A 20,943-nucleotide genomic window follows, 5' to 3' on the forward strand; every position below is an offset into this window, starting at 1 on the left:
ATGGAACATGATATTTTAGTGCAAAGAGAATGTGAAAGTTGGGGAAAAATAAGGACTATTTTTTTTGTTTCAGCCATAATATTTATATGCGCAATTGGTTTTGTTGCATCTGATATTTATTTACCATCGTTGCCAACGATTGCAGATTACTTTAAAAAAGATGCTGCCTATGTTCAATTAACTATGAGTTTATTTTTATTAACAATGGCTGTTTTTCAAATATTTTCTGGATCACTTTCGGACAAATATGGAAGAAAAAGAGTTTTATTTGTTTTTTCTCTTATTTTTATTTTTGCTTCCTTGGGATGTTTTTATTCTTCAACTATCAATGAACTCATAATATATCGCTGTTTTCAAGCTCTCGGCGCATGTGCTGGCATGTCTATCGGACAGGCGATGGTTGCAGATGCATTTGGCGCAAAAGATACGGGTAGAATTCTTTCTATCACAATACCTCTCGTAGCTTTTTCTCCTGCAATAGCTCCTGTGCTCGGAGGTTATATTGAAATATTATATGATTGGCGGGCAATATTTTTAGTTCTAGGTATATACGGATTCATTATTTTATTCTTACTATGTTCACCTATATTTCCTAAAAGTAGAGCCATGGCAAAAAAACAAAAATCAGCCTTTGAAATCCTTTCATTTTTAGCAATGCTTAAAAATAAAAAATTTGTTGGTTTTGCCTTATTTATGATGACTTCTAATGCAACATATTTTTCCTTTTTAGCGGGTGCTCCTTTTCTATTGAAGAAGTTTGGTTATTCACCTTCAGCCGTAGGTTATGCTTTTTGTATCGCTTCCTTCCCATATATGTTTGCTTCGCTATTAGGACGGCGGCTTTCTTTTAAATTAAGTAATATGCAAATTATATTTTTAGGCTTGATTTTAAATATCATCGGCGGAATTATTTTTCTTTTAATGTATTATTTTTCTTGGCAGCATATGGCCGCACTTATGATTCCTATTTTTGTTATAACCATTGGGAATGGATTTTTAATGCCCTTTTCTTCTGCAAACGCGATCGCTCTGTTCCCTAAGAATTCAGGGTTAGTGACAGGATCTTTGGGTTCTGCCCAACTGACAGCGGCTTCATTAGGAACAGCATTGATGGGTTTTATAGAAAACGGAACATTTCTTCCTTTTGCTGCGATCGTTTTAGGTTTTTCTTTATTAACTATTTTTTATTATTTAGCTGTATTTGGTTCTCCAAAAGCATATTTAAAAAGTCAAATCGATTATTAATCCTGCCATTTTAAAATAAGGTGATTGCCTTCCCGTAGTGAGTAAAATGGGTGTGGGTTCAATTTATCATATTGCTTGCAGTCTTTTAAGTTGCCATTGGTAGGATTTATTTTGCATTCCGTGAGACTTTGATTAAATATATTAGTGACATTTGACGTTCTCCCCTCCTTAAAAATCTTCGAATGGCGATTTTTTGAAGAAGTGGATCCCCTAGATACAAAGAATAACGAGCTAGAATTTTTCTTTCTTGCTTTGCTTTTGGCAATGCATGATACTTTTTAGTTTTGACTATCAGCAATTTATAGAAGACGAGTGTTTAATTTAAGGGGCCATTTAAAGTAATGGTCAATAAAGGGTTTTGTATCCTGGGAAAATTTTTCCATTTTGTGCGGCAAAGACAAACCAATTGTTGAAGATGCCACTAGCTGGTTGTGGATATGGATATGTATTTCCAAATTCTTCCGCACATTTTTCAGCAAGATAAATATAAGCATTTTCTCCACCCGTCAGGATAAAAACTACGAAAGAATTTGCATTATTCATTGGATAAAAGCGCCATTTACCTGGAACAGTTATATTTCTATTATTAAGCCACTCCCAATCGTTATTATCATTGCTGCAGTAAATATAAGCTTCAGCTGCAGTGGAATTATTTTGTGGAAAAAATGCAGCAGTTGCAGTGGAATTATTTTGTGGAACAAATGCAGCAGTTGCCAGGATTGAAATTAGGAAATGACTAAGCTTCATATAAAACCTTCCAATGTTAAATTTTTCAAACAATTTTTATACTATATTTTAATATATAAAATTCAATAAAAAATTATTATTTTTATTTAAAAAATTTAAATATTTATTTCGAAATATGGATATTTAGATTGAAAGAAAACATGAATCACTTCTCTGACAAAAAGAGAAATTTTAGTTACTTGGGGAGTTGCTCATAAAAGTGAAATTTTTTTCTCATCAAAAAATATAGAATAAGGTAATATTTGCTTAATTTGGTCATAAAATAAGTGTTAAAGTGTAAAAAAGCTAATTTTATGACAGGGAATAAAAATGCTAAAAAATGTGTATGCGCCTCTATCAGGTGGAATTCTCCAAGAAAGAGTTATGGAAATTATTTCTAATAACTTAGCAAATACTAATACAACAGCCTTTAAAGAAGATGAAATTTCATTTCAGGAACAAGAGGCAAATCCCTGGCCCAGTTATGCATTCCCACATCCTCCAGCCCCATTCAAAATAAATATGCAAGAATTATGGCCTCTCAAAGGGAATGAGATGAATTATGTTACTTTAAGTGAGATAAAAACTGCACATACACAAGGGCCTGTGAGGAAAACATCGAATTCAACCGATATTGCGATTCAAGGTGATGGTTTTTTTGAAGTGATGACACCTTTTGGTGAAAGATTGACCCGCGATGGCGGTTTTAGTATTAGCAATGATGGAATTTTGATTACAAAAAATGGAGCCGTAGTGCAGGGAGAGAATGGGGCCATCTCTGGACTTGGAGGAAAAGAGTTAAGCATATTGCCCACTGGTGAAATTTATGTGGGAAAAAAATTCATAGATAAATTAAAAATTGTTTCTTTTGAGGATACCAAATTACTTGAGAGGCTTGGCGAAAATCTGTGGATCCACAATGGAGCTCCTGAAAATTTAAAAGCTCCATCAGGTGATATTGCTCAAGGATATTTGGAAGGAAGCAATGTTAATCCAATGCGTAATCTTACAAATTTGATAATTGCTCATAGAAGTTATGAAGCATTGCAAAAAACTGTAAAAGCCCATGATGATACAATGCAAAATGCAAATAAGATTTCTGAAATATAATTATTCTTTTTCTTACAAAATTATAGGTTAAAAAAAGATATTTTTTAAAACTTGAAAGGCCTTCTAATTTGAGTTAATAAGTCTTTACTTATTCAATAGTTTTTGGAAGGTCAAATATGAATCTTATATCATTTCGATCAATTCGTTATTCAATGTATTATACAATTTCAATTGGTATTAGTTTCTCCTCATTTTCAGAAGATTTTCTAACACAAAATCAGAACTTTATTCAATCTAATTCACTTGCCACGACAACTTTATCTCTGGAAAACGCCATGGATATGTCTGAACAATATTCATTTGCGGCTAAAATGGCTGAGCAAGACGAGAACTCCAGTGAAGCACAATATAATGCATCTATAAGAAATATGTTTCCCACTTTAAGTGTGAGTAGTACTTATTTACAAAATAGTAATCAAGTAAATAAGCTTGTTGGGACAACGACGGGTGCACAGTACGGATTTCCGGATACAACATCCATGACTGGGACATTGAATGTTACACAACCGCTTGTAGGTTTGATTCCTCTTTTCCTTGCGGTGCAAGCAAATGCAGCACAAGCAAGAGCTGCTATGCAAAACAAGAATCAAAGTCGAGTGGATGCGCGTTACAACGGTGCGAGCGCTTTTATCAACGCACAAAAAGCCGATCAATTGCTTAAGACTGCGGAATCTTCTTTAAAGTTATCAGAAAAAGAATTGCGTGACTCCGAAGCTCAATATAATGCCGGGAAATTAACCAATGCAGACTTATTAAAGTTTAAATTAAATCTTGAGAATTCGCGATCGACCTTAATTCAAGCACAAACAACATATAAAATAGCTATGTTAACATTGGCAGAAGCGATCGGAGTGAAAGATTTTAGAAACATTTCTTTACAAAGTGGAGACAAATCTGTTTTTGAAAATAAATCGGTAAAAATACCAGATTTAAAAGCAGACTTAACTCCTGCATTTGCTCTTAGGTTCGATTTAAAAGCAGCGCAAGAAAGCGTAGAAGCTAAAAAACTCTCCAAGTATCAAACCATGTCTTCCTATCTTCCGTCACTGAATTTCATAATGAATTATACAAGAAATTTTTTCATAGATGATGTTACAGTCAGTAACACAACATATAAAAAGCAAGATATTCAAGATACATTTTCATATGGTTTGCAATTAAATTGGGTGTTAATGGATTGGGGGGTGAGACAAGCACAAATAAGCAATGTGGCAGCTCAAGAACAAAAAGCTAGGTATAATTTAGAAAATTTGAATTCCCAGGCAAAAATTGATATCACTCGCTCATATTTGCAATTGAAAGATGCTGTACAGGTTTTGGAATCTGCAGTCGTCTCTGTTCAGTATGCTCAAGATGTTTATGATCAAATGAAAGCTCGATTTGACAATGGGCAAGTCACAGCAACAGATTTAATAAATTCATCCAACGACCAAACGAGTGCAAGAGCAAATTTAGCCAATGCTCGAGGTGGGATTGATTTGGCATGGATTGCATTTCAAAAAAGTACAGGTGCGAAATTAACAACTATAAATTGAATTTATCATTTATTCAAACTCAATTAAATCTTGCAATATGTGAAATTAGTCAATAAGCTTCATGCTAAATTGATAAAAAGTTCTATAACTTATTATCAAATTATACTTGAGGTGTGAATGCTTGAAAAAAAAACTGTGACTCAAGAAGAAATCAATTCTATTTTGTGGCAGGCATGTGATACATTTAGAGGAATATTAAACTCCGCTACATATATGAATTATTTACTTCCAATGCTATTTCTTAAATTTATTTCTGATTCTTGGGAAGTAAAATATGAAAAAATAAAAGGTGAAACATCTCTTCAACGTGATAATAAAAATAATCTCCAGAGTGAAGATAGATTTATTTTACCTAATAAATGTCATTTTATAGATTTATACAAACAGAGAAATTCAAGAGATATTGGTAAAATAATCAATGAATCTTTTCGTAAAATTGAAGAAGAAAATAAAGAAAAACTCAGTGGAGTTTTTCGTAGCATAGATTTTGATTCAGAAGCTTTATTGGGGCAATTGAATGAAAGAAATAATCGTTTAAAAAATTTATTAGAAGACTTTAATAGTCCAAAGTTGAATTTAAGAAATTGTCTTATTGGCAACGATGATATTATCGGGAATGCTTACGAGTATTTGATTCATAAATTTGCAGCAGGTGGCGGGCAAAAAGCGGGTGAATTTTATACTCCCTCAGAGGTTTCAGAACTCATTTCGCAATTGATTGAACTTAAGGCAGGTGAAACAATATGTGATCCAACCTGTGGATCAGGCGCATTGCTTATAAAGTGTGCAAATGGTCTGGTGAAAAAAGGGTTTACTGATTTTAAAATATTTGGGCAAGAAATAAATGGACAAACATATGCATTAGCAAAAATGAATATGTTTTTACATAATATAGATCATGCACGTATTGAGTGGTGCGATAGTATTCGCAATCCTAAATTAATTGAAAAATATAAGGTGATGAAGTTTGATGTTTTAGTTGCAAACCCTCCTTTCTCTCTCGAAAAATGGGGGGAGGAATCTGCGGCAAACGATATATACAATCGCTTTCACAGGGGGATTCCACCGAAATCAAAAGGGGATTATGCCTTTATTTCACATATGATTGAATCTATGAAGGATATCACAGGCCGCATAGCAATGGTTGCTTCGCATGGCGTTCTCTTTAGAGGTTCGAGTGAGAAAAAAATTCGCCAGGCACTTATTGAAGAAAATTTATTGGATGCTGTTATCGGTTTGCCTGCAAATTTATTTTATGGAACTTTAATCCCAGCAGTGATTTTAATTTTTAAGAAAGCAAAAAAAAATAATACAGTCTTTTTTATTGATGCAAATAAAGATTTTTCTGGGGAAAAGTCTCAAAATTTCTTAAGGGTACAGGATATTCAGAATATCGTAACGACATATAAAGCAAGAAAATCAGTTAAAGGTTATGCTTATGCAGCAAATCTGAGCGAAATTATTGATAATGATTTTAATTTAAGCATTTCAAGGTATGTGGAGAAAAATGATATTATTGAGGAATACGATATTTTGACAATACAAGCTGAAATCAATCGTCTTGAAAAAGAAATTTCTGTGTCGCATGCAGGACTAAATAAAAAATTACAAGAATTAGGTTTTAATATATGAATCTTTATAATGACTAACCAGACCTACTCGCTAAAAAGTTTAAGTGATTTAGATATAAAAATTATAGATGGGGATCGGGGAGCTGAATACCCAAAAAGCAATGAAATTCTAAAAAATGGATATTGCGTTTTTTTAAATGCAAAAAATATTTCAAGTGAAGGTTTTGTCTTTAGCGATATAAAATTCATAACTTTCGAAAAGCATACTAAACTTTTAAAAGGGATTGTTAAAAATAATGATATTGTATTAACAACCCGAGGAACTGTAGGTAATTTGGCGTTATTTGTTGATAAACTTTCATATGATGCTGTTCGTATCAATTCTAGTATGGTCATAATTAGAAATGAAAATCCTAATATAATAACTGACTTTTTATACAAAGTTTTAAACTCTGATTTTGTAAAAAATCAAATTAAAAAAATATCTTATGGGAGTGCACAAAATCAAATAACCGTGAAAGATATAAAGAATATCATGCTTCCTATACCCACTCTTGATAAACAAAAAGAGTTTTTAGAATTGATTTATCTATGGGATAATGCTGTTAATCAATATAAAAAATTGATCGAATATTTAAATAAATATAAAAGAATGACTTTGCAGCATCTTACTGAATCTAATGTAGATAATAATAAAATAATATTTAAGCAAAAACTATTGGAAGAAGTTTGTATTGTAAATATTGGAACAAAGTTTGAAGGTAATTTTAAGTACAAAGTTAAGGCGGAAATTCCATTTATTAAAATAAATGACCTTAATATTCCAGGAAATGAAAAGTATATTATTAAGACAAAATTATCACTTAATAGAAAAGATATAAAAAAAATTAATGGGAAATTATTTTATAAAAACTCAATTATTTTGCCTAAAGTCGGCGCGAGCGCCTTGCTGAATAAAAGGGGAATTTTATCCAGAGAGAGTGTGATAGATAATAATTTACTGTGTTTAACAGCTAATGAAAAAGAATGCAATTCTGAGTATTTGTATCAGATATTACTGACTTTGGATTTATCTAAAATTTCCCAAGAGAGTGCGATCCCTTTAATTAATAAGAGAGAATTATCAAACATAAGAATTTTTATTCCAGAATTGGATGTACAAAATAAAATCGCAAATATTCTTAAAAAATATGATGAATTAATTGAAAATAAAATAAAAATTTATAAATTATTAATTAAGCAGAGATTATTAATATCGAATAAATTTTTCTTGTAAAAATAAAAACTTCCGGGATTTTTCTTGCTAACCGCTACCTTAGCTGATAATAAAAATTAAATTAATAGATTCTAAATTTTCGTGCCAAAATTTGTGCATTGTGTGCAAATGAAATATTATGGAGAATTTTATGAAATTTTTACGTAAATTTATTATTGGTGTTTTCGGAATATCCTTTGCTATGAATGCATCTGCTGACCTTCCCCCATATGTGACAATTCCACCGAGTGTAAATGGTCAGGCAAATCCATCATACGGTGGAACAGGTTGTCCAGCAGGAACAGCCCGTGCTGCAGTTTCTCCAGATTTAGGCTCATTTACAATGATTTTCGATGAATATGTTGTTGAAGCTCTAGGATCTAACAGCACTTCACGTAAAAATTGTCAAATATTAGTTAACTTTGATTTCCCTCAAGGCTGGTCATACTCTTTAGTACGTTTGGACTATCGAGGATTTTATTCATTGAGTGCAGGCGCTACTGCTAAGCAACAATCTTTGTATTATTTTCAAGGAAGCTTACAGCAAGGAAGGCTTTTCACAATGTTCACTGGTCCAGCACAAGGGGATTATACCATCAGTGACACTTTAGGAATCAATGATCTTGTATGGTCACCCTGTGGAGAAAAACGTGCATTAAATATTAATAGTTCTTTACTCGCTCAGGTTAGTTCAAATAATCCTAGTGGATTTGCACAGTTAACTACAGATTCTATTGACGGAACAGTAAAAACCACGTATGCATTAAAATGGAAAAAATGTGAACAATAATATTGGAGGACTTATGAAATCAATTTTTTTAATATCAGCTTTAATTTCTTCTTCTGCTTTTGCAATTACAGAAGTACCTTTATTAACAAAAACGTATCACTCAGGTTATGTTGCTCCTGGTTATAGAACGAGTTTAAATTGTGAAATATATAGTAATAAAATAGTATTAAAACAAGAAGCAGAATTTATTGGTGCAGAACAAACTCGGCAATATGTTTTGTCGGGTGATCTTAAAAAAGTAATATACGCAGCGAGTATGGGGCGGATTGAAGAATCGCCTGCTCCTGTGGACGCACCAGTGACAATTTATAAGGCCTATAATGTTTTGACTAATGCATCTGTTGAACTTTCAAGCTCAGTAAATTATAGGGGTAACAAAGCTGTAAATCAATCACAAGAAGCGCGTGGATTAATAAACTTAATGGATATGCTTTGTAAATAATTCTAAGCTTATTCATTTAAATCATGTGGCATAAAGTCACGAACGGCTCTGAAGTTTTTATGTGAGCCATAGTGCCTTAAATTACTTAATTTACTTGTATAAAGACAGGCATAGTTTTCTACTTGGGCGGCAAAGCGTGAATTTTGCCGCCCTGTCTTCATCAATTCTCCCCAAATAGGGTGCAATTTTAAGTGATAATTTCTAATTTCTTTTTTCTCGAGTTCTCTAAGCTTAAGTAAATCATATCCAGCTTTTTTGACATTTCTATCTGCATCTTCAACATTTTTATTTTTCGATTTTTTTTGTGAGTTTTCTAATAATTGCAAACGCTCAAACTCTGCTTCTAAATGAACTTTTTTAGAGTTCAAAATATCACAAAGTTTATATTGATCTTTCAAAGAATGTGAAGCAATGATTTCTTTTTCAAGTTCTTCAATTACAAGCATAGTTCTCCAGCCGATTTCTTTTTTACTTCTCAATATATCTCCATAAATATGATCCCCAACATAAAGAATTTCTGAACCTGTTTTAGTGCCTAATATATCATAAAGCAATTTAAAATGCCCTCCTTGATATACTGTAGGATATTCCTTATTATTTTTTTTAAAATGAATAAGATCCGTATTTATAAGGTGACCCGACTTCAACTCAACTTCATAAAGAGGATTTTTTGCCATGAAAAATGCTGGTTTATGCGCTCCAGTTATGATGACATCAAAATAGTTTGTCCAGCTGTGATTCAATTCTTTTTTATGATTGCCTAATAAATAATTCATGACAATATTTGTATAATCCCAAAGGCTATTAGTGACTATAAAAACTTTTCGTCCTGATTCTCGCAAATCTTTTAAAATTGAAGATAAATATTTATCTAGAATAATATATTTTCCAGGATTTTCTGCGACACGGTGTTTTATACTTCCATCTCGGTGGCATAAATCAATACATTTTCTAACATCATTATAAAAATCAAGAAAACTTTTGCTTTGTAATTTTGTATTTTTATCCTTATAGTCAACGAGTTGGGCAAATAAAAAGGCCTCGGCAAGTGAAAATAACGTGTCGATCAAGGCAAAATTTGGTTCCTCATAAATAATCACGTTTTCGACATCATAGAGTTTGCGCCTTTCATCTCGCGTTAATTCGCGAAAACCATGATAAGCGACTTTAACGTAACGATGTCTATCCATTTTTAAAATATTGCCACGTATTTTATCAATTACAAGACCACGAATCATATATGTATGATCAAATTGCCAGTTTGAAATTTCTTTCGGATAACCCATCTCAACAAGTTTTTTTAAGGTTTCTTCATATGCGAGTTTTTCAAATGTTTCGGGTTTATAAAGCGCAAGGGTATAATCCATGTCAAACCCAACGGCTTTTATTGATTTCATATTTAAAGAGCGATTGCAAAATATCTTTTCATGAACAGGAATATCATCCAAATTTTCGGGAAACATTCTAACTTCTCCTTGTGATATGACAACATCTCAAAGAGAAGTTGTTCATTTAAGAGTAATACTTTCCAAAGCGATTGCCTATACACTTGTTATAAGAAATATCTTCTTGACGGATGAATCCATGCGCGGGAAGTTGGGCTGTCGCATGAATATCGAGGACAGAACAAATGCCTGCCGCAGTCGTTATTTGAATTGCCCCCCAATGTTCCCCACCAATTTCTGCATGATAAATTTTCTTAGCGTAACTTTGTTGTGTGAATCGCCCTTCTTTTTCTCCTGTTACTGTAACAAAAATAATAACTACGTCTTGAGAAGTGTGTGGCAAAGAACGTTCAAAAACTTTTTTTAAACCTTCTCTATCATCAATAAACTTTAAGTCATGAAGGAGAGTGCAAAGGATATCACGATGGCCTGGGTAACGAATAGATTTATAATCCATGTGTGTTACTTTACCCGCTAAACTCTCTGCCAAAGTACCAAGTCCTCCAGATGTATTAAATGCCTCATATTCTTCTCCATCAATACTTAAGTATTCTAATCCTTCAAGAGCTGGAACGTCTTCTAATTTGCTATCTGAAATGATTTCACAAGGATTACAATACTCATTGATAAGACCTTCCGTGCTCCAAGTTAAATTATATTTTAATCTATTGTGCGGATACATTGGTAAAGCTCCCACTCTCATTTTAACTGTGTTTACTTTATCAAATTGATTTGCTAAGTGATTTGTTACAATTGTGATAAACCCAGGAGCCAATCCACATTGTGGAATAAATGCACTCTTGGCTTCTTTTGCGAGTTCTTTTATAGCTGCAGTGGTTTTCACATCTTCGGTGAGATCTAAATAATGAACTTTCAATTTTTTAGCGACTTCTGCGATACCAATATTGCAATAAAAAGGTGCGCAGCTTAAGATATAATCCTTACCAGTTAGGACACGTTCAATGTCTCTTTGTGACATGAAATCTGCTGTGTCATAATCGACATTTCTTAGTATTTTTCCACTTGTAGGAGATGTCGCTGCAATCTGAGCAGCATTTTTATTGGAGTCTATGACTGTGACGTGATAATCGTCGGATTGTGAGAGCATGTGAACTACCAATTTTCCAATTTTGCCTGCTCCAAAAACGGCAACATTTTTTTTCAACGACATTGTCATTCTCCTCTAATATTTAAAATGGCTCTTGATCAGATCTATATGATCCGTGGTAACTGTGAATTGGTATTTTTGTCATTTAGCTTTGCATTGGTCAAGGAGTTTAACAGTGAAAGAGGAGTTAGATTTGAATAAAGGCAGTCATTTTCGCTTTTGGGATTCTTTGTCTGAAGATAAGAAAGCTGAAAATATTAAGAAAATTCAAAGTAAAATTGGTGTGCATTCTGAAATAGGAAAGTTACGCAAAGTATTTTTGCACAGTCCGGGGCAAGAAGTTGAGTCAATGACTCCTAAAAGTGCTTCTGAATTATTATATAATGATATTATTTATTACAAAAATATTGTTGCAGGGCATGCACAATTAAAATCCGTTTTATCTTTAGTGAGCGAAGTTTTTGAAGTTTCAACATGTTTAGAGGAAATTCTAGATTTACAACAAGCTCGCAACGAATTGCTTGACCAAGTTTTATATTATCAAGGTTGTCCTGAATTAAAATTTGAGCTGAGTGAAATGCCTTCCGATGAATTGGCAAAAACTCTTATAACAGGTGTATCTTTAAAAAGAAATTCCCTTGAATCATGGCTTTCATCAAAAACATTTTCTCTTGTTCCCTTACCAAATATGTATTTTATGCGTGATACAAGTATGGTTGTGGGAACTCGAGTGATTTCATCTAGAATGGCAAGTTCTGTCCGCTTTACTGAATCTTTAATTATGCGTGCAATCTACGAATATCATCCTGACTTGACGGGGCATGGTTTATTACTTGATGCTTGCTATAAAAATAATGATCCCAAATTTACTATTGAAGGCGGGGATATAATTGTAATAAATGAAGACTTACTTTTAGTGGGGATAAGTGAAAGAACAACGACCAAAGCAGTTGATGCTTTGGTTGACTCAATTTTAAGTGCTCGCACACAAGAGGGTAAAACTGAGCCATTTAATATTTTATGTGTTATTTTACCGCAGGAAAGAAGCACAATCCATTTAGATATGATCTTTACTGTAGCAAATAAAGAGCAAGCTGTTGTCTATTCCCCTTATGTCTTAGGAAGAGAAAGAGCGCGAGTCGTACGTATACGGGTTAAATCCGATGGAGACAAAAAATTTAAGGATGTGGAAGACCTTATTTTAGGTTTACGCAGTGTTGGCGTGCGCATGGATCCCATCCCTTGCGGTGGCGACAATCCCTTGCATCAGCAGCGGGAACAGTGGAACAGTGGTGCAAATCTCTTTTCTTTTGCTCCTGGAAAAGTCATTAGTTATATGCATGAGCACACTCTTCAGGCTTGTGAATCCGCAGGCTTTAAAATTGTTTCTGCAAAAGATGCTATTAAACATCCCGCACTTTTGAGTAGCGAGTCTCCTTTGGTTGTGACAGTGGAAGGCAGTGAACTATCCCGTGGAGGAGGAGGGCCGCGCTGTATGACTTGTCCTGTACTTAGGGATCCAGTCTAAATATAATTTTATTCATTTTTGCCCTTTGCTTTGTGAATCGTCTCAAGTCATAATAATTATTGACGATATATTATCTTAAAGTGAAGGGGGTTTTTGCGAATGCTCAAATTCTTACGGGAAAAAGTAGAATTTTATTTTAGAGCATTCTGTTTACTTATTCCCTATATTTTCTTATCAAGTTGCTCTAGCAATGAAATATTAACAGAAAATTTAGAGCTCACCTTACCGGATCAAAAACAGATGCAATCAAGGATTGAGCGCAATACGAGTGATATCTATTTATCCAATTTAAATTCTTATGATCCTCCTACAGAAAGTCAACTTATTGAAGAAGCAAACTTTAAAAATTTAAAATTATATAATGAAAATGCACGTATCTTATCTGATTGGGTTCTAAAAATTATATCTCAAAAAGAGAAAACTCAAATATCCAAAAACTGTGAAGCTCTTATTGGAAGTTTTAAAAAAGAATTTCCATTAAATGAACACTCATTAGCATGTGTAGCATGGTGGCTTGAACGAAAAAATAATGAAGAACTTAATTCGCTACAAAGGAATTCATACTCTGCAACTACTATTACAAAAAGATTAACAAGTAAACAAAGACATGAATGGGAAAATTTTAGAGGAATGAGTTTTAGCGATTCATTTTTACAAATTGATCCAGATAATCTAAGACAGGCTGTAACACTCTCAACAAAAGCATTAGAATATTCTTCAGATTGTGATTTTGCAGGTCCAACCTCGGCTGTGATTTTACGCTTAGAGTCATTTTTACCAAATCATTATGCTTATTCAAGTATAGAAAAATTATATTCTAAAGTACAAAAATGTCTTTTACCAAATTTAGAAGGAAGTGAAAAAGTACATTTAAGAGTAGGATTATTCCGCTTAATTTCTGGATTTCCTAACTCTGCATCTCAAGCGCTAGAAAAAGTATTACTTGAAAAAGAACCTCAAGAAAGTTCAAGAAGTCTTTTTTGGCTTGGGGCAATATATCAAAAAAATAATAAAAATTCAGATCCTGCAAAAAACCCTTACTGGCAAAAACTGGTTAAAGATTTTCCAATTTCTTTAGCAGCAATTATATCTTCTCAGCAAATGGGTATTGATCCTATGGAAAATTTAGTGCCGGACGATGAAATTTTACTGCAAAGTAGAGAATCACTTGCATGGAATGATAATAACCTGGAAGCATTTATTTTTGATTTATTTCGTGCTCGCAAGAATATTTCAGCAGCAACTGAGTGGGCTGGGTACGTTGCTAGGACAACCTCCGTGGGCAATTCTAAAATGTTACTTTATTGGGCGATAGCGCAAAATTCAGTTTATAACTATCGCTACTCAATCGCTATGCTTGGACGATATGGCAAAAATGAGAAAACATTTAAAGTGAGTAAAAATCTATTACGTATATTTTTCCCTAAACCATATCTTCACGAAATCTCAGATAAATCAATGGATATAGATCCTATATTTGTATTATCAGTCATTCGCCAAGAGAGTGCATTTGATCCCTATGCGCGATCGAGTGCAAATGCGCGAGGACTCATGCAAATACTTCCATCAACTGCAAAAAGTATTAAACGAAGAGTCAGTGCAACTCAGTTGTATGATCCTTTGACCAATCTTGAAGTCGGTATTTTATACTTAAGTAAACTTTTAAAAAGGTATGATGGGCGGATAGAATATGTTTTGGCCGCTTATAATGCGGGCGCATCGAATTTAGATAAATGGCGTGATCGCGTCTCCAATGACAACATGATGCTTTTTAGTGACTTTATGCCATTTCGTGAAACACGTAGCTATGTTTCTATCATACTTAGAAATTATTATTGGTATGGCAGAATACTATCTGAAAAAGATGATTCATTAGCAAGAAAAATAAAGCAACAAAGCAAACAAGCGAGATGGAAATCAGAAAGCATACTTGCTTTATTAGAAGGGTCTTGGAAAGGAAATTTAGATGCGCAAAAAAGAGCCATTCTAGATAAAATATATATATTTGGAAATAATAATTCACAACTCAGCGCACAATCAAAAGTATGGAAAGATGTTTTATTGCCAAATGATAAAACTTTTGCAGGCCAAGTTAAAGGTGATGAGAATAAAGATAAGGTTTTTTTAGAGCCTGTGGTTGAGCAGGAAAATAAAGATAAAACAGTATTAAGGCCATTTCGCTAGGGTATATCGCATAAATTTTAAGCAAATAAATTATAAAAATTATTTTAAAAGCAAGACAAAAGAAAACCTTTGTGTTATTTCTTCTGAAGATTTTACTACGAATATTTTATTTAAAGATATGTTATATGGGAGTTTAATAATGAAGAAAAAGTTGATTCAATATTTATTTATTTCATTATCACTGTTTTATTTAATTTCCTGCACCTCAAAAAATAAAAATGATAAAGCACAATTGCCTCCTTCCGGGACAATGCCTCAAGTTAATTTAGAACAAAATAGCCTTAAAGTAGAAAGTTCAAACAATGCAAATAATAAAAATGTATATCTAGAAGAAAACAAAGAATTGGTTTTGAATAAAAGCGAAATTATATATGAAAATGACAATAAAAAATTGGATGAATCTATAAAAAATGTTTCTATACGTAAAGAGAATAGCGATCTTGGATTTCGAGTCAATGGAAATGTTTTATCTTTAAAACAAGGAAATTTAAGTTTTCAAACACGTGGATTTATTTCGCAACAATTTGTCAATGTGGGTGATAAAGTTAAAAAGGGACAAATTATTGCAATACTTGACGATCGAAATCCAGTCTTACAAAAAAAGTTGCAACAGCAAAATTTACAATTAGCAAAGGTAAAATTTGAGCAAGCAAAAAGAGATTTAGATAGAACTACAGAGTTAATAAAGAAAAATGCAACAACTCCCTATGCATTGGAACAAGCTCAAGATATTTATTCATCTTCACAAATTCAGCTTGCGCAAGCAGAAACAAATTTAACTATTGCTGAAAAAGCTTATAATGACACTCGTCTCGTTGCACCCTACGATGGGAAAATTTCTGGAAAATTTAAAGACATTGGGGAATTTATCTCGGAAGGTGTTGCTGTTTTTAGTGCATTTGAAGATAAAGATGTTGAAATATCTTTATTAATTAATGAAGCGCAAATTTCGAAAGTTAAAATTGGTATGAATATTGATATCAATGTTCCATCGATAGATGTCAGTTCTAAGTTAAAAATAACAAAAATTGTCGACTTGATTTCGAAAGAAACAAGAATGTTTGAAGTTCGTGGAAAGTTAATGACAAGCGATATTAATCTTGTTCCTGGACAATTTGTAGAGGCGGAATTCTAATGTTTTTATCTAATTTAGCAATAAAAAGACCAGTATTTGCTACGATTTTGAATCTTTTATTTATCGTTTTTGGATTGTTTGCGCTTTTGAAACTGCCAGTGGAAAATAATCCTAATGTCGATTTTCCAATCATCATTGTGAGTTCTGTATGGCCTGGTGCAGATGCGACTTTAGTTGAAGAAAAACTTCTAAAGGTCATGGAACAGAATTTAAATGGAATTGAAGGCCTTGACAGCATAATGGGCACAGCTTCGCCGAATTCTGCGCTTGTTGTTTTGCAATTTAAATTGGGGGTTGAAACTTCAACTGCAATGCAAAATGTGCTCAATCAAGTCGCTATTATTCAAGGGGATCCAATTTATCCTAGCTCATCAGGAGCACGTGCTCCACAGATAAGAAGACTACAAATTGGTGAAATGCCGATTGCAACATTGGTGCTAGAAAGTGATGGTAAATATCCATTTGGAGCTCTGTCGACCTTAGCAAATGAAAAATTGGTTACGAGTTTTCAGCAAATAAATGGCATTGGCCAAGTCAATGTGATTGGGGATCGTGAAAGAGAAATTCAAGTTCTTCTAAATAAATCTAAATTGCAAAGTATAGGTTTAAGTCCAACACTCGTCGCAAATTCTATTCAAAGTCAAATAATTGAAATGCAAGGGGGTTCCCTCGAAAGCAATTCCAATCAAATTCAGATAAAAACCACTGGAGTTCCTTACTCTGTTGAGCAAATAGCCCGAATTGCCATACCTGTTTCAAGTCAAAGTGGAAATATGATTCGAGTCAGCGATGTGGCAGAAGTGACTGATGGTTTAGCATATGAAAGCACTTATGGACAATACAATAATAATTCAACAATAATAATGCTCGTAAATAAACAAGCAGGTGGGAATATTGTTAAAAGTGCTCGTGAAATAAAAGAAAAAATCAATATAATTAATAAAACATTACCTCCTGGTGTTTCTTTAAAAATGATAAAAGATAGTTCTGTTTATATAAAACAATCAATGAATTCCGTTTTTACAGATATGGTAATAGGAGCTTTCCTTGCAATATGTATTATTTATATCTTTTTAAGAGATTGGCGCTCCACAATTATAAGTGCTTTGGCATTGCCAACCGCGATCATTGGAACATTTGCCGCATTTTCAATATTTGATTTTTCTATCAATAGCATGACTCTTTTAGGCCTCACATTATCAATTGGACTTTTAGTCGATGATGCAATTGTGGTTATAGAAAATATAAATCGCCATTTAAATATGGGTAAATCTGCATTACAAGCAGCAAAAGATGGAACCGCGGAAATAGGTCTAGCTGCAATCGCTATTTCTCTGTCCGTTTGTGCAGTGTTTATTCCTGTTGCGTTTATGGACGGAATTGTCGGTAAATTTTTCTTTCCCTTTGGCATTACAGTGTCTATAGCAGTTCTTATTTCCCTTTTTATTGCTTTTACATTAACTCCAATGATGTCAAGTAAAATATTAAATAATTCACATGATTTTGATCCAAAAAAACGACCAATCAGCGCAAAATTCGAAATTTATTTTAAAGCGACTGAAAGTTTTTATAGAAAAGTATTATCCTTTTGTTTATTTAGTTTTAAGCGGAAGCTATTAACAATTTTATCCGGAATTTTCGTTCTGATTTTAAGTTTTATTATGCTTTACTTTGTTCCAAAAGCTTTTCTTCCTGCGGATGATTTAAGTGAATTGAGTGTCGTTTATCAATTTTCACCAAATACTCCTTTAAGTTATACAAAAGAAAAAGCAATAAAAATGAGTGAGCAGATACGTGCTTATGCAGGGGTAAAAGATGTTTTACTCACAATCGGGAGCGAAATGGACAAACCCTCTTATAAAGCAAATTTGACAGTTCTATTGGTGGATAGGGATGAGAGAAATTATGGGGTAGAAGAACTTATAGAAAGATTAAGAGCAGACTTAAATAAAACCTTCTCTGAAATGGGAACTCTTATTCAGGTTGATATGCCAGGTATCGGAGGAAGAGCTCAGCTCATTCAATTAAAATTAATTGGAAATGATCCTGAAAAATTGCAAAAATGGTCGGATCATATGAAAGAATTTATTGAAAAGAAAGTACCAGGTGCAGTTGATACATTTGTTGATCCTCCGCCTTTTTATAAACAAATATCGATAAAACCAGATGCCGTGCGTTCTGCTGATTTAGGCATAAATGCGAATGATATTGGACAGACAATTAATATTTTGTTTAATAAAGAAGGGATGAAGCTTGGTGAAATGCAAGATGAACTTGGCAATCGTAATGATGTCAAAATAAAAATCAATCCAAAAGATTCACAGAAAGTAGAAGATATTTCAGGTCTATACGTGCAAAATAATAAAGGCACACAAATTCCATTGTCTGCTTTGACTGATATTAATTTAAAGGACTCTCCTTCAAAGATAACTCACTCAGGTGGTATTCCCTTTGCCTTTGTTCTTGCCAATTATACAGGAAAAGATTTAAGCAAAGCGCTCGATCTTATTAAAAAAGAAGCTACAACAACTAATCCAGAGGGTTTCATTTATGAATTTGATGGTCAAGGAAAATTTTTGGGAGAAACAATTTCAGCTATGCTTATTGCTGTAGCGCTTTCAATTTTGTTAGTCTTTATGACATTGTGCGCTCAATTTGAAAGCTATGTTTATCCTTTTGTGATTATGACTTGTGTTCCCTTAGCATTTTCTGGTGCATTTGGCTTTTTGCTTATCACTGGCAAGCAATTAAATCTGAATGCGATGATTGGTTTAATCATGTTAATTGGACTTGTAGTGAAAAGTGGAATCTTATTGATAGACTTTACTTTGCAACGCATGCGTCAAGGATACAATGTCAATGATGCCTTGTTAGAAGCGGGTCCTTTGCGCTTACGTCCTATTTTAATGACGACTTTTGCAATGATTTTTGGGATGCTGCCTATTGCATACGGACATGGTGTCGGAGGTGAAGGGCGTTCGCCAATGGCAATTTGTGTTATTGGGGGACTTGTTTCTTCAACCATTCTGACTCTCGTAGTTGTACCGTGTGTACTAAGTGTGATCGATGAATTACAAAGAAAGCTAAAAACTAAATTCAGTCTTTCTAAAATTAAACAGACTTCAGTGATGTCAGATCAATAATTTTATCGGCAAATTTCAGAATACCTGCACGATGGGAGACAATCACTGTCGTGCATTTTGATTTGATTTCAGCCAGAATTTTAGCAATTAGATATTCATTTTCTTCATCCAAATTTGCTGTTGCTTCATCTAGAATAAGTAGGGCTGGTTCGTTTAGCAATGCACGGGCTAAACAGATTCTTTGTTTTTGTCCGGCAGATAATCCAGACTGATCCTCAGCTATTACATAAGACAATCCTTTTTCTTTAATTATGCTGGATAAAGAAACTTTATCTAATATATTTAGAATTTCTAGATCATTTATTTCTTTAGATACACCATAACAAAGATTATCTTTAATTGTTCCCTTTATAAGGTATGGTTCTGCACCAACATACCCGATTCGGATGTTTTTTTGCGATACATATTCCCAAGGCGGCATATTATCAATCGAGGCTTGTCCTGAGTTAGGCTGTAAGAGTCCTGTTAATAAAAATAACAGAGTGGATTTACCAGTTCCACTTGCGCCAATCAGGCCAATTTGACTGCCTTTTTCAAAGGTCATAGTCAAATTTTCAAAAATAGGCAGGGAATTCGGATATGCAAATGTTACATTCGTAAAGGTAATTGTTGGAGAAGGCTGGAACTCAGATTTTTCATTTGCTAAGGAATGATTTGTGATATTTTTTTTAAAACTTTTCCTATATCCATTTAGGCGAATTCTATCAAATGATTCCTTCGTTGCTAGATTAAAATTACTATTAATGGACATGAGTGACAGTTTATATTGAGGAAAAAAAGTATTAGCATTGCCATAGTATCCAGAGAAAATAGATAAACTTTGGACAAAGCGTGACAACAAATAAATAAAAGAGATCAAGGTTGCTCCATTTGTATGAAATAGACCAATACTGATGGATATTATACAAACAAGAAGTAAAATTCCTAAAAAAGGCCCCGTTTGCGTTGCTAAATTACTATAAAAATAAGCGCTGGTTGATTTTGCCGAATACTCTTTTAAAGCTTCAGCTATTTCATTATATTCTTCATCCCTTTTCTTCATTAGTTTAATAAACAGAAAATTTCTGGAAATTTTTTCAATACCTTCGTTTAATTTGATTTGTTGGGTAGGGACTTGTTTGGCATTTTTTGCAACAAGATGATTTATTTTAAAGACAATTAAACCAATAAGGGCCACGCCAATTGTTGCTATAAACGCCTCTTTCCAGGCTACAAGATATAAAATGCAAAGTAAAATAGATGTCTGAACGAGCATACATAGAGCATTTGTAAAAAAAGCGATAAATTCGGATGATTTGCTATATAATTCAGATATTTTAAAATTAATAGCGGATGAATTTTTAACTTCTTCGCTAGATTCATATAATATTCGATAGATAGAAAATCTTCTTAGCTTTAAAAATATATATTCTTTTAAAAATGAAGCGGTCTGAGTTGTCGTGAGTTGCACAATAAAGCGAATTATAGCAATTACAATTAGGATTATAGAAATATTAAGTAATGAAATCTTTGGGGTCGAGAAAGTTAAAAATTTCACTTCTTCACTTAAAAGACCAAATGAAATTAATAAAAGTTGAATAATAATTGACATGCTGAGTTCAATAATAGCAATGACTATTGAAGAAACAACGGCAAATATTAAATACTTTACCCCTCTTGTACCTAAGAGTTTAATTGTTTCTTTTATTAATATCTTTTTTTTCAATGGAGTCTCCAAGATATTTAT

General features: G+C 33.1%; 15 protein-coding genes. 11 read left to right on the forward strand and 4 right to left on the reverse strand.

The window, feature by feature from the left end:
- Positions 1 to 1,245, forward strand: coding sequence for a multidrug effflux MFS transporter (locus EZS29_RS03040; RefSeq protein WP_130606402.1), 1,245 nt, complete (start codon positions 1 to 3; stop codon positions 1,243 to 1,245).
- 345 nt (positions 1,246 to 1,590) lie between these two features.
- On the opposite strand, the gene EZS29_RS03045 is transcribed toward EZS29_RS03040, so the two are convergent.
- Complete coding sequence (locus tag EZS29_RS03045; protein WP_130606404.1) at positions 1,591 to 1,992, reverse strand: hypothetical protein; 402 nt, start codon at positions 1,990 to 1,992, stop codon at positions 1,591 to 1,593.
- A 309-nt stretch (positions 1,993 to 2,301) separates the two neighbouring features.
- Between EZS29_RS03045 and EZS29_RS03050 the strand changes: the two genes are divergently transcribed.
- The 6 genes from EZS29_RS03050 (at position 2,302) to EZS29_RS03075 (ending at position 8,674) form a co-directional block, all read left to right on the forward strand.
- Positions 2,302 to 3,081 carry a flagellar hook-basal body protein gene (locus EZS29_RS03050; RefSeq protein WP_130606406.1) on the forward strand — a complete coding sequence of 260 codons (780 nt, stop codon included), beginning with the start codon at positions 2,302 to 2,304 and terminating at the stop codon, positions 3,079 to 3,081.
- A gap of 116 nt (positions 3,082 to 3,197) precedes the next feature.
- Positions 3,198 to 4,616: a TolC family protein gene (locus tag EZS29_RS03055; RefSeq protein WP_130606409.1), complete on the forward strand. Its 1,419-nt coding sequence runs from the start codon at positions 3,198 to 3,200 to the stop codon at positions 4,614 to 4,616.
- A gap of 117 nt (positions 4,617 to 4,733) precedes the next feature.
- The gene (locus EZS29_RS03060) at positions 4,734 to 6,248 is read left to right on the forward strand and encodes a type I restriction-modification system subunit M (RefSeq protein ID WP_130606411.1); all 1,515 of its coding nucleotides are present in this window, start codon (positions 4,734 to 4,736) and stop codon (positions 6,246 to 6,248) included.
- Positions 6,249 to 6,257: 9 nt separating this feature from the next.
- Complete coding sequence (locus EZS29_RS03065; RefSeq protein WP_130606413.1) at positions 6,258 to 7,463, forward strand: restriction endonuclease subunit S; 1,206 nt, start codon at positions 6,258 to 6,260, stop codon at positions 7,461 to 7,463.
- A gap of 130 nt (positions 7,464 to 7,593) precedes the next feature.
- Entirely contained in the window at positions 7,594 to 8,232 is a 639-nt protein-coding gene (locus EZS29_RS03070; protein WP_172603746.1) for a DUF4360 domain-containing protein, read from the forward strand.
- Positions 8,233 to 8,245: 13 nt separating this feature from the next.
- Positions 8,246 to 8,674, forward strand: coding sequence for a hypothetical protein (locus EZS29_RS03075; RefSeq protein ID WP_130606417.1), 429 nt, complete (start codon positions 8,246 to 8,248; stop codon positions 8,672 to 8,674).
- A gap of 8 nt (positions 8,675 to 8,682) precedes the next feature.
- Here EZS29_RS03075 and EZS29_RS03080 read toward each other — a convergent pair whose 3' ends face one another.
- Both EZS29_RS03080 and EZS29_RS03085 read right to left on the reverse strand, forming a co-directional pair.
- A complete protein-coding gene (locus EZS29_RS03080; RefSeq protein ID WP_130606419.1) occupies positions 8,683 to 10,137 on the reverse strand; it encodes an HAD-IG family 5'-nucleotidase in 1,455 nt (484 codons plus the stop codon).
- A 49-nt stretch (positions 10,138 to 10,186) separates the two neighbouring features.
- Positions 10,187 to 11,290: a saccharopine dehydrogenase family protein gene (locus tag EZS29_RS03085; protein ID WP_130606421.1), complete on the reverse strand. Its 1,104-nt coding sequence runs from the start codon at positions 11,288 to 11,290 to the stop codon at positions 10,187 to 10,189.
- Between the two features lie 112 nt (positions 11,291 to 11,402).
- On the opposite strand from EZS29_RS03085, the gene EZS29_RS03090 reads away from it, so the two are divergent.
- The 4 genes from EZS29_RS03090 (at position 11,403) to EZS29_RS03105 (ending at position 19,217) form a co-directional block, all read left to right on the forward strand.
- Complete coding sequence (locus tag EZS29_RS03090; RefSeq protein ID WP_130606423.1) at positions 11,403 to 12,755, forward strand: arginine deiminase; 1,353 nt, start codon at positions 11,403 to 11,405, stop codon at positions 12,753 to 12,755.
- A 99-nt stretch (positions 12,756 to 12,854) separates the two neighbouring features.
- The gene (locus EZS29_RS03095; RefSeq protein ID WP_130606425.1) at positions 12,855 to 14,939 is read left to right on the forward strand and encodes a lytic transglycosylase domain-containing protein; all 2,085 of its coding nucleotides are present in this window, start codon (positions 12,855 to 12,857) and stop codon (positions 14,937 to 14,939) included.
- A gap of 139 nt (positions 14,940 to 15,078) precedes the next feature.
- Positions 15,079 to 16,074, forward strand: a complete 996-nt coding sequence (locus EZS29_RS03100) for an efflux RND transporter periplasmic adaptor subunit (protein WP_172603747.1) — start codon at positions 15,079 to 15,081, stop codon at positions 16,072 to 16,074.
- Positions 16,074 to 19,217 (forward strand): efflux RND transporter permease subunit, encoded by a 3,144-nt coding sequence (locus EZS29_RS03105; RefSeq protein ID WP_130606429.1) that lies wholly within the window; start codon positions 16,074 to 16,076, stop codon positions 19,215 to 19,217. Before EZS29_RS03100 ends, EZS29_RS03105 begins: the two co-directional genes overlap by 1 nt.
- Here EZS29_RS03105 and EZS29_RS03110 read toward each other — a convergent pair.
- Complete coding sequence (locus EZS29_RS03110; protein WP_130606431.1) at positions 19,186 to 20,922, reverse strand: ATP-binding cassette domain-containing protein; 1,737 nt, start codon at positions 20,920 to 20,922, stop codon at positions 19,186 to 19,188. The genes EZS29_RS03105 and EZS29_RS03110 overlap by 32 nt on opposite strands.
- Positions 20,923 to 20,943: the final 21 nt, after the last annotated feature.

The organism is Fluviispira sanaruensis (assembly GCF_004295685.1).
GTDB classification, from domain to species: domain Bacteria; phylum Bdellovibrionota_B; class Oligoflexia; order Silvanigrellales; family Silvanigrellaceae; genus Silvanigrella; species Silvanigrella sanaruensis.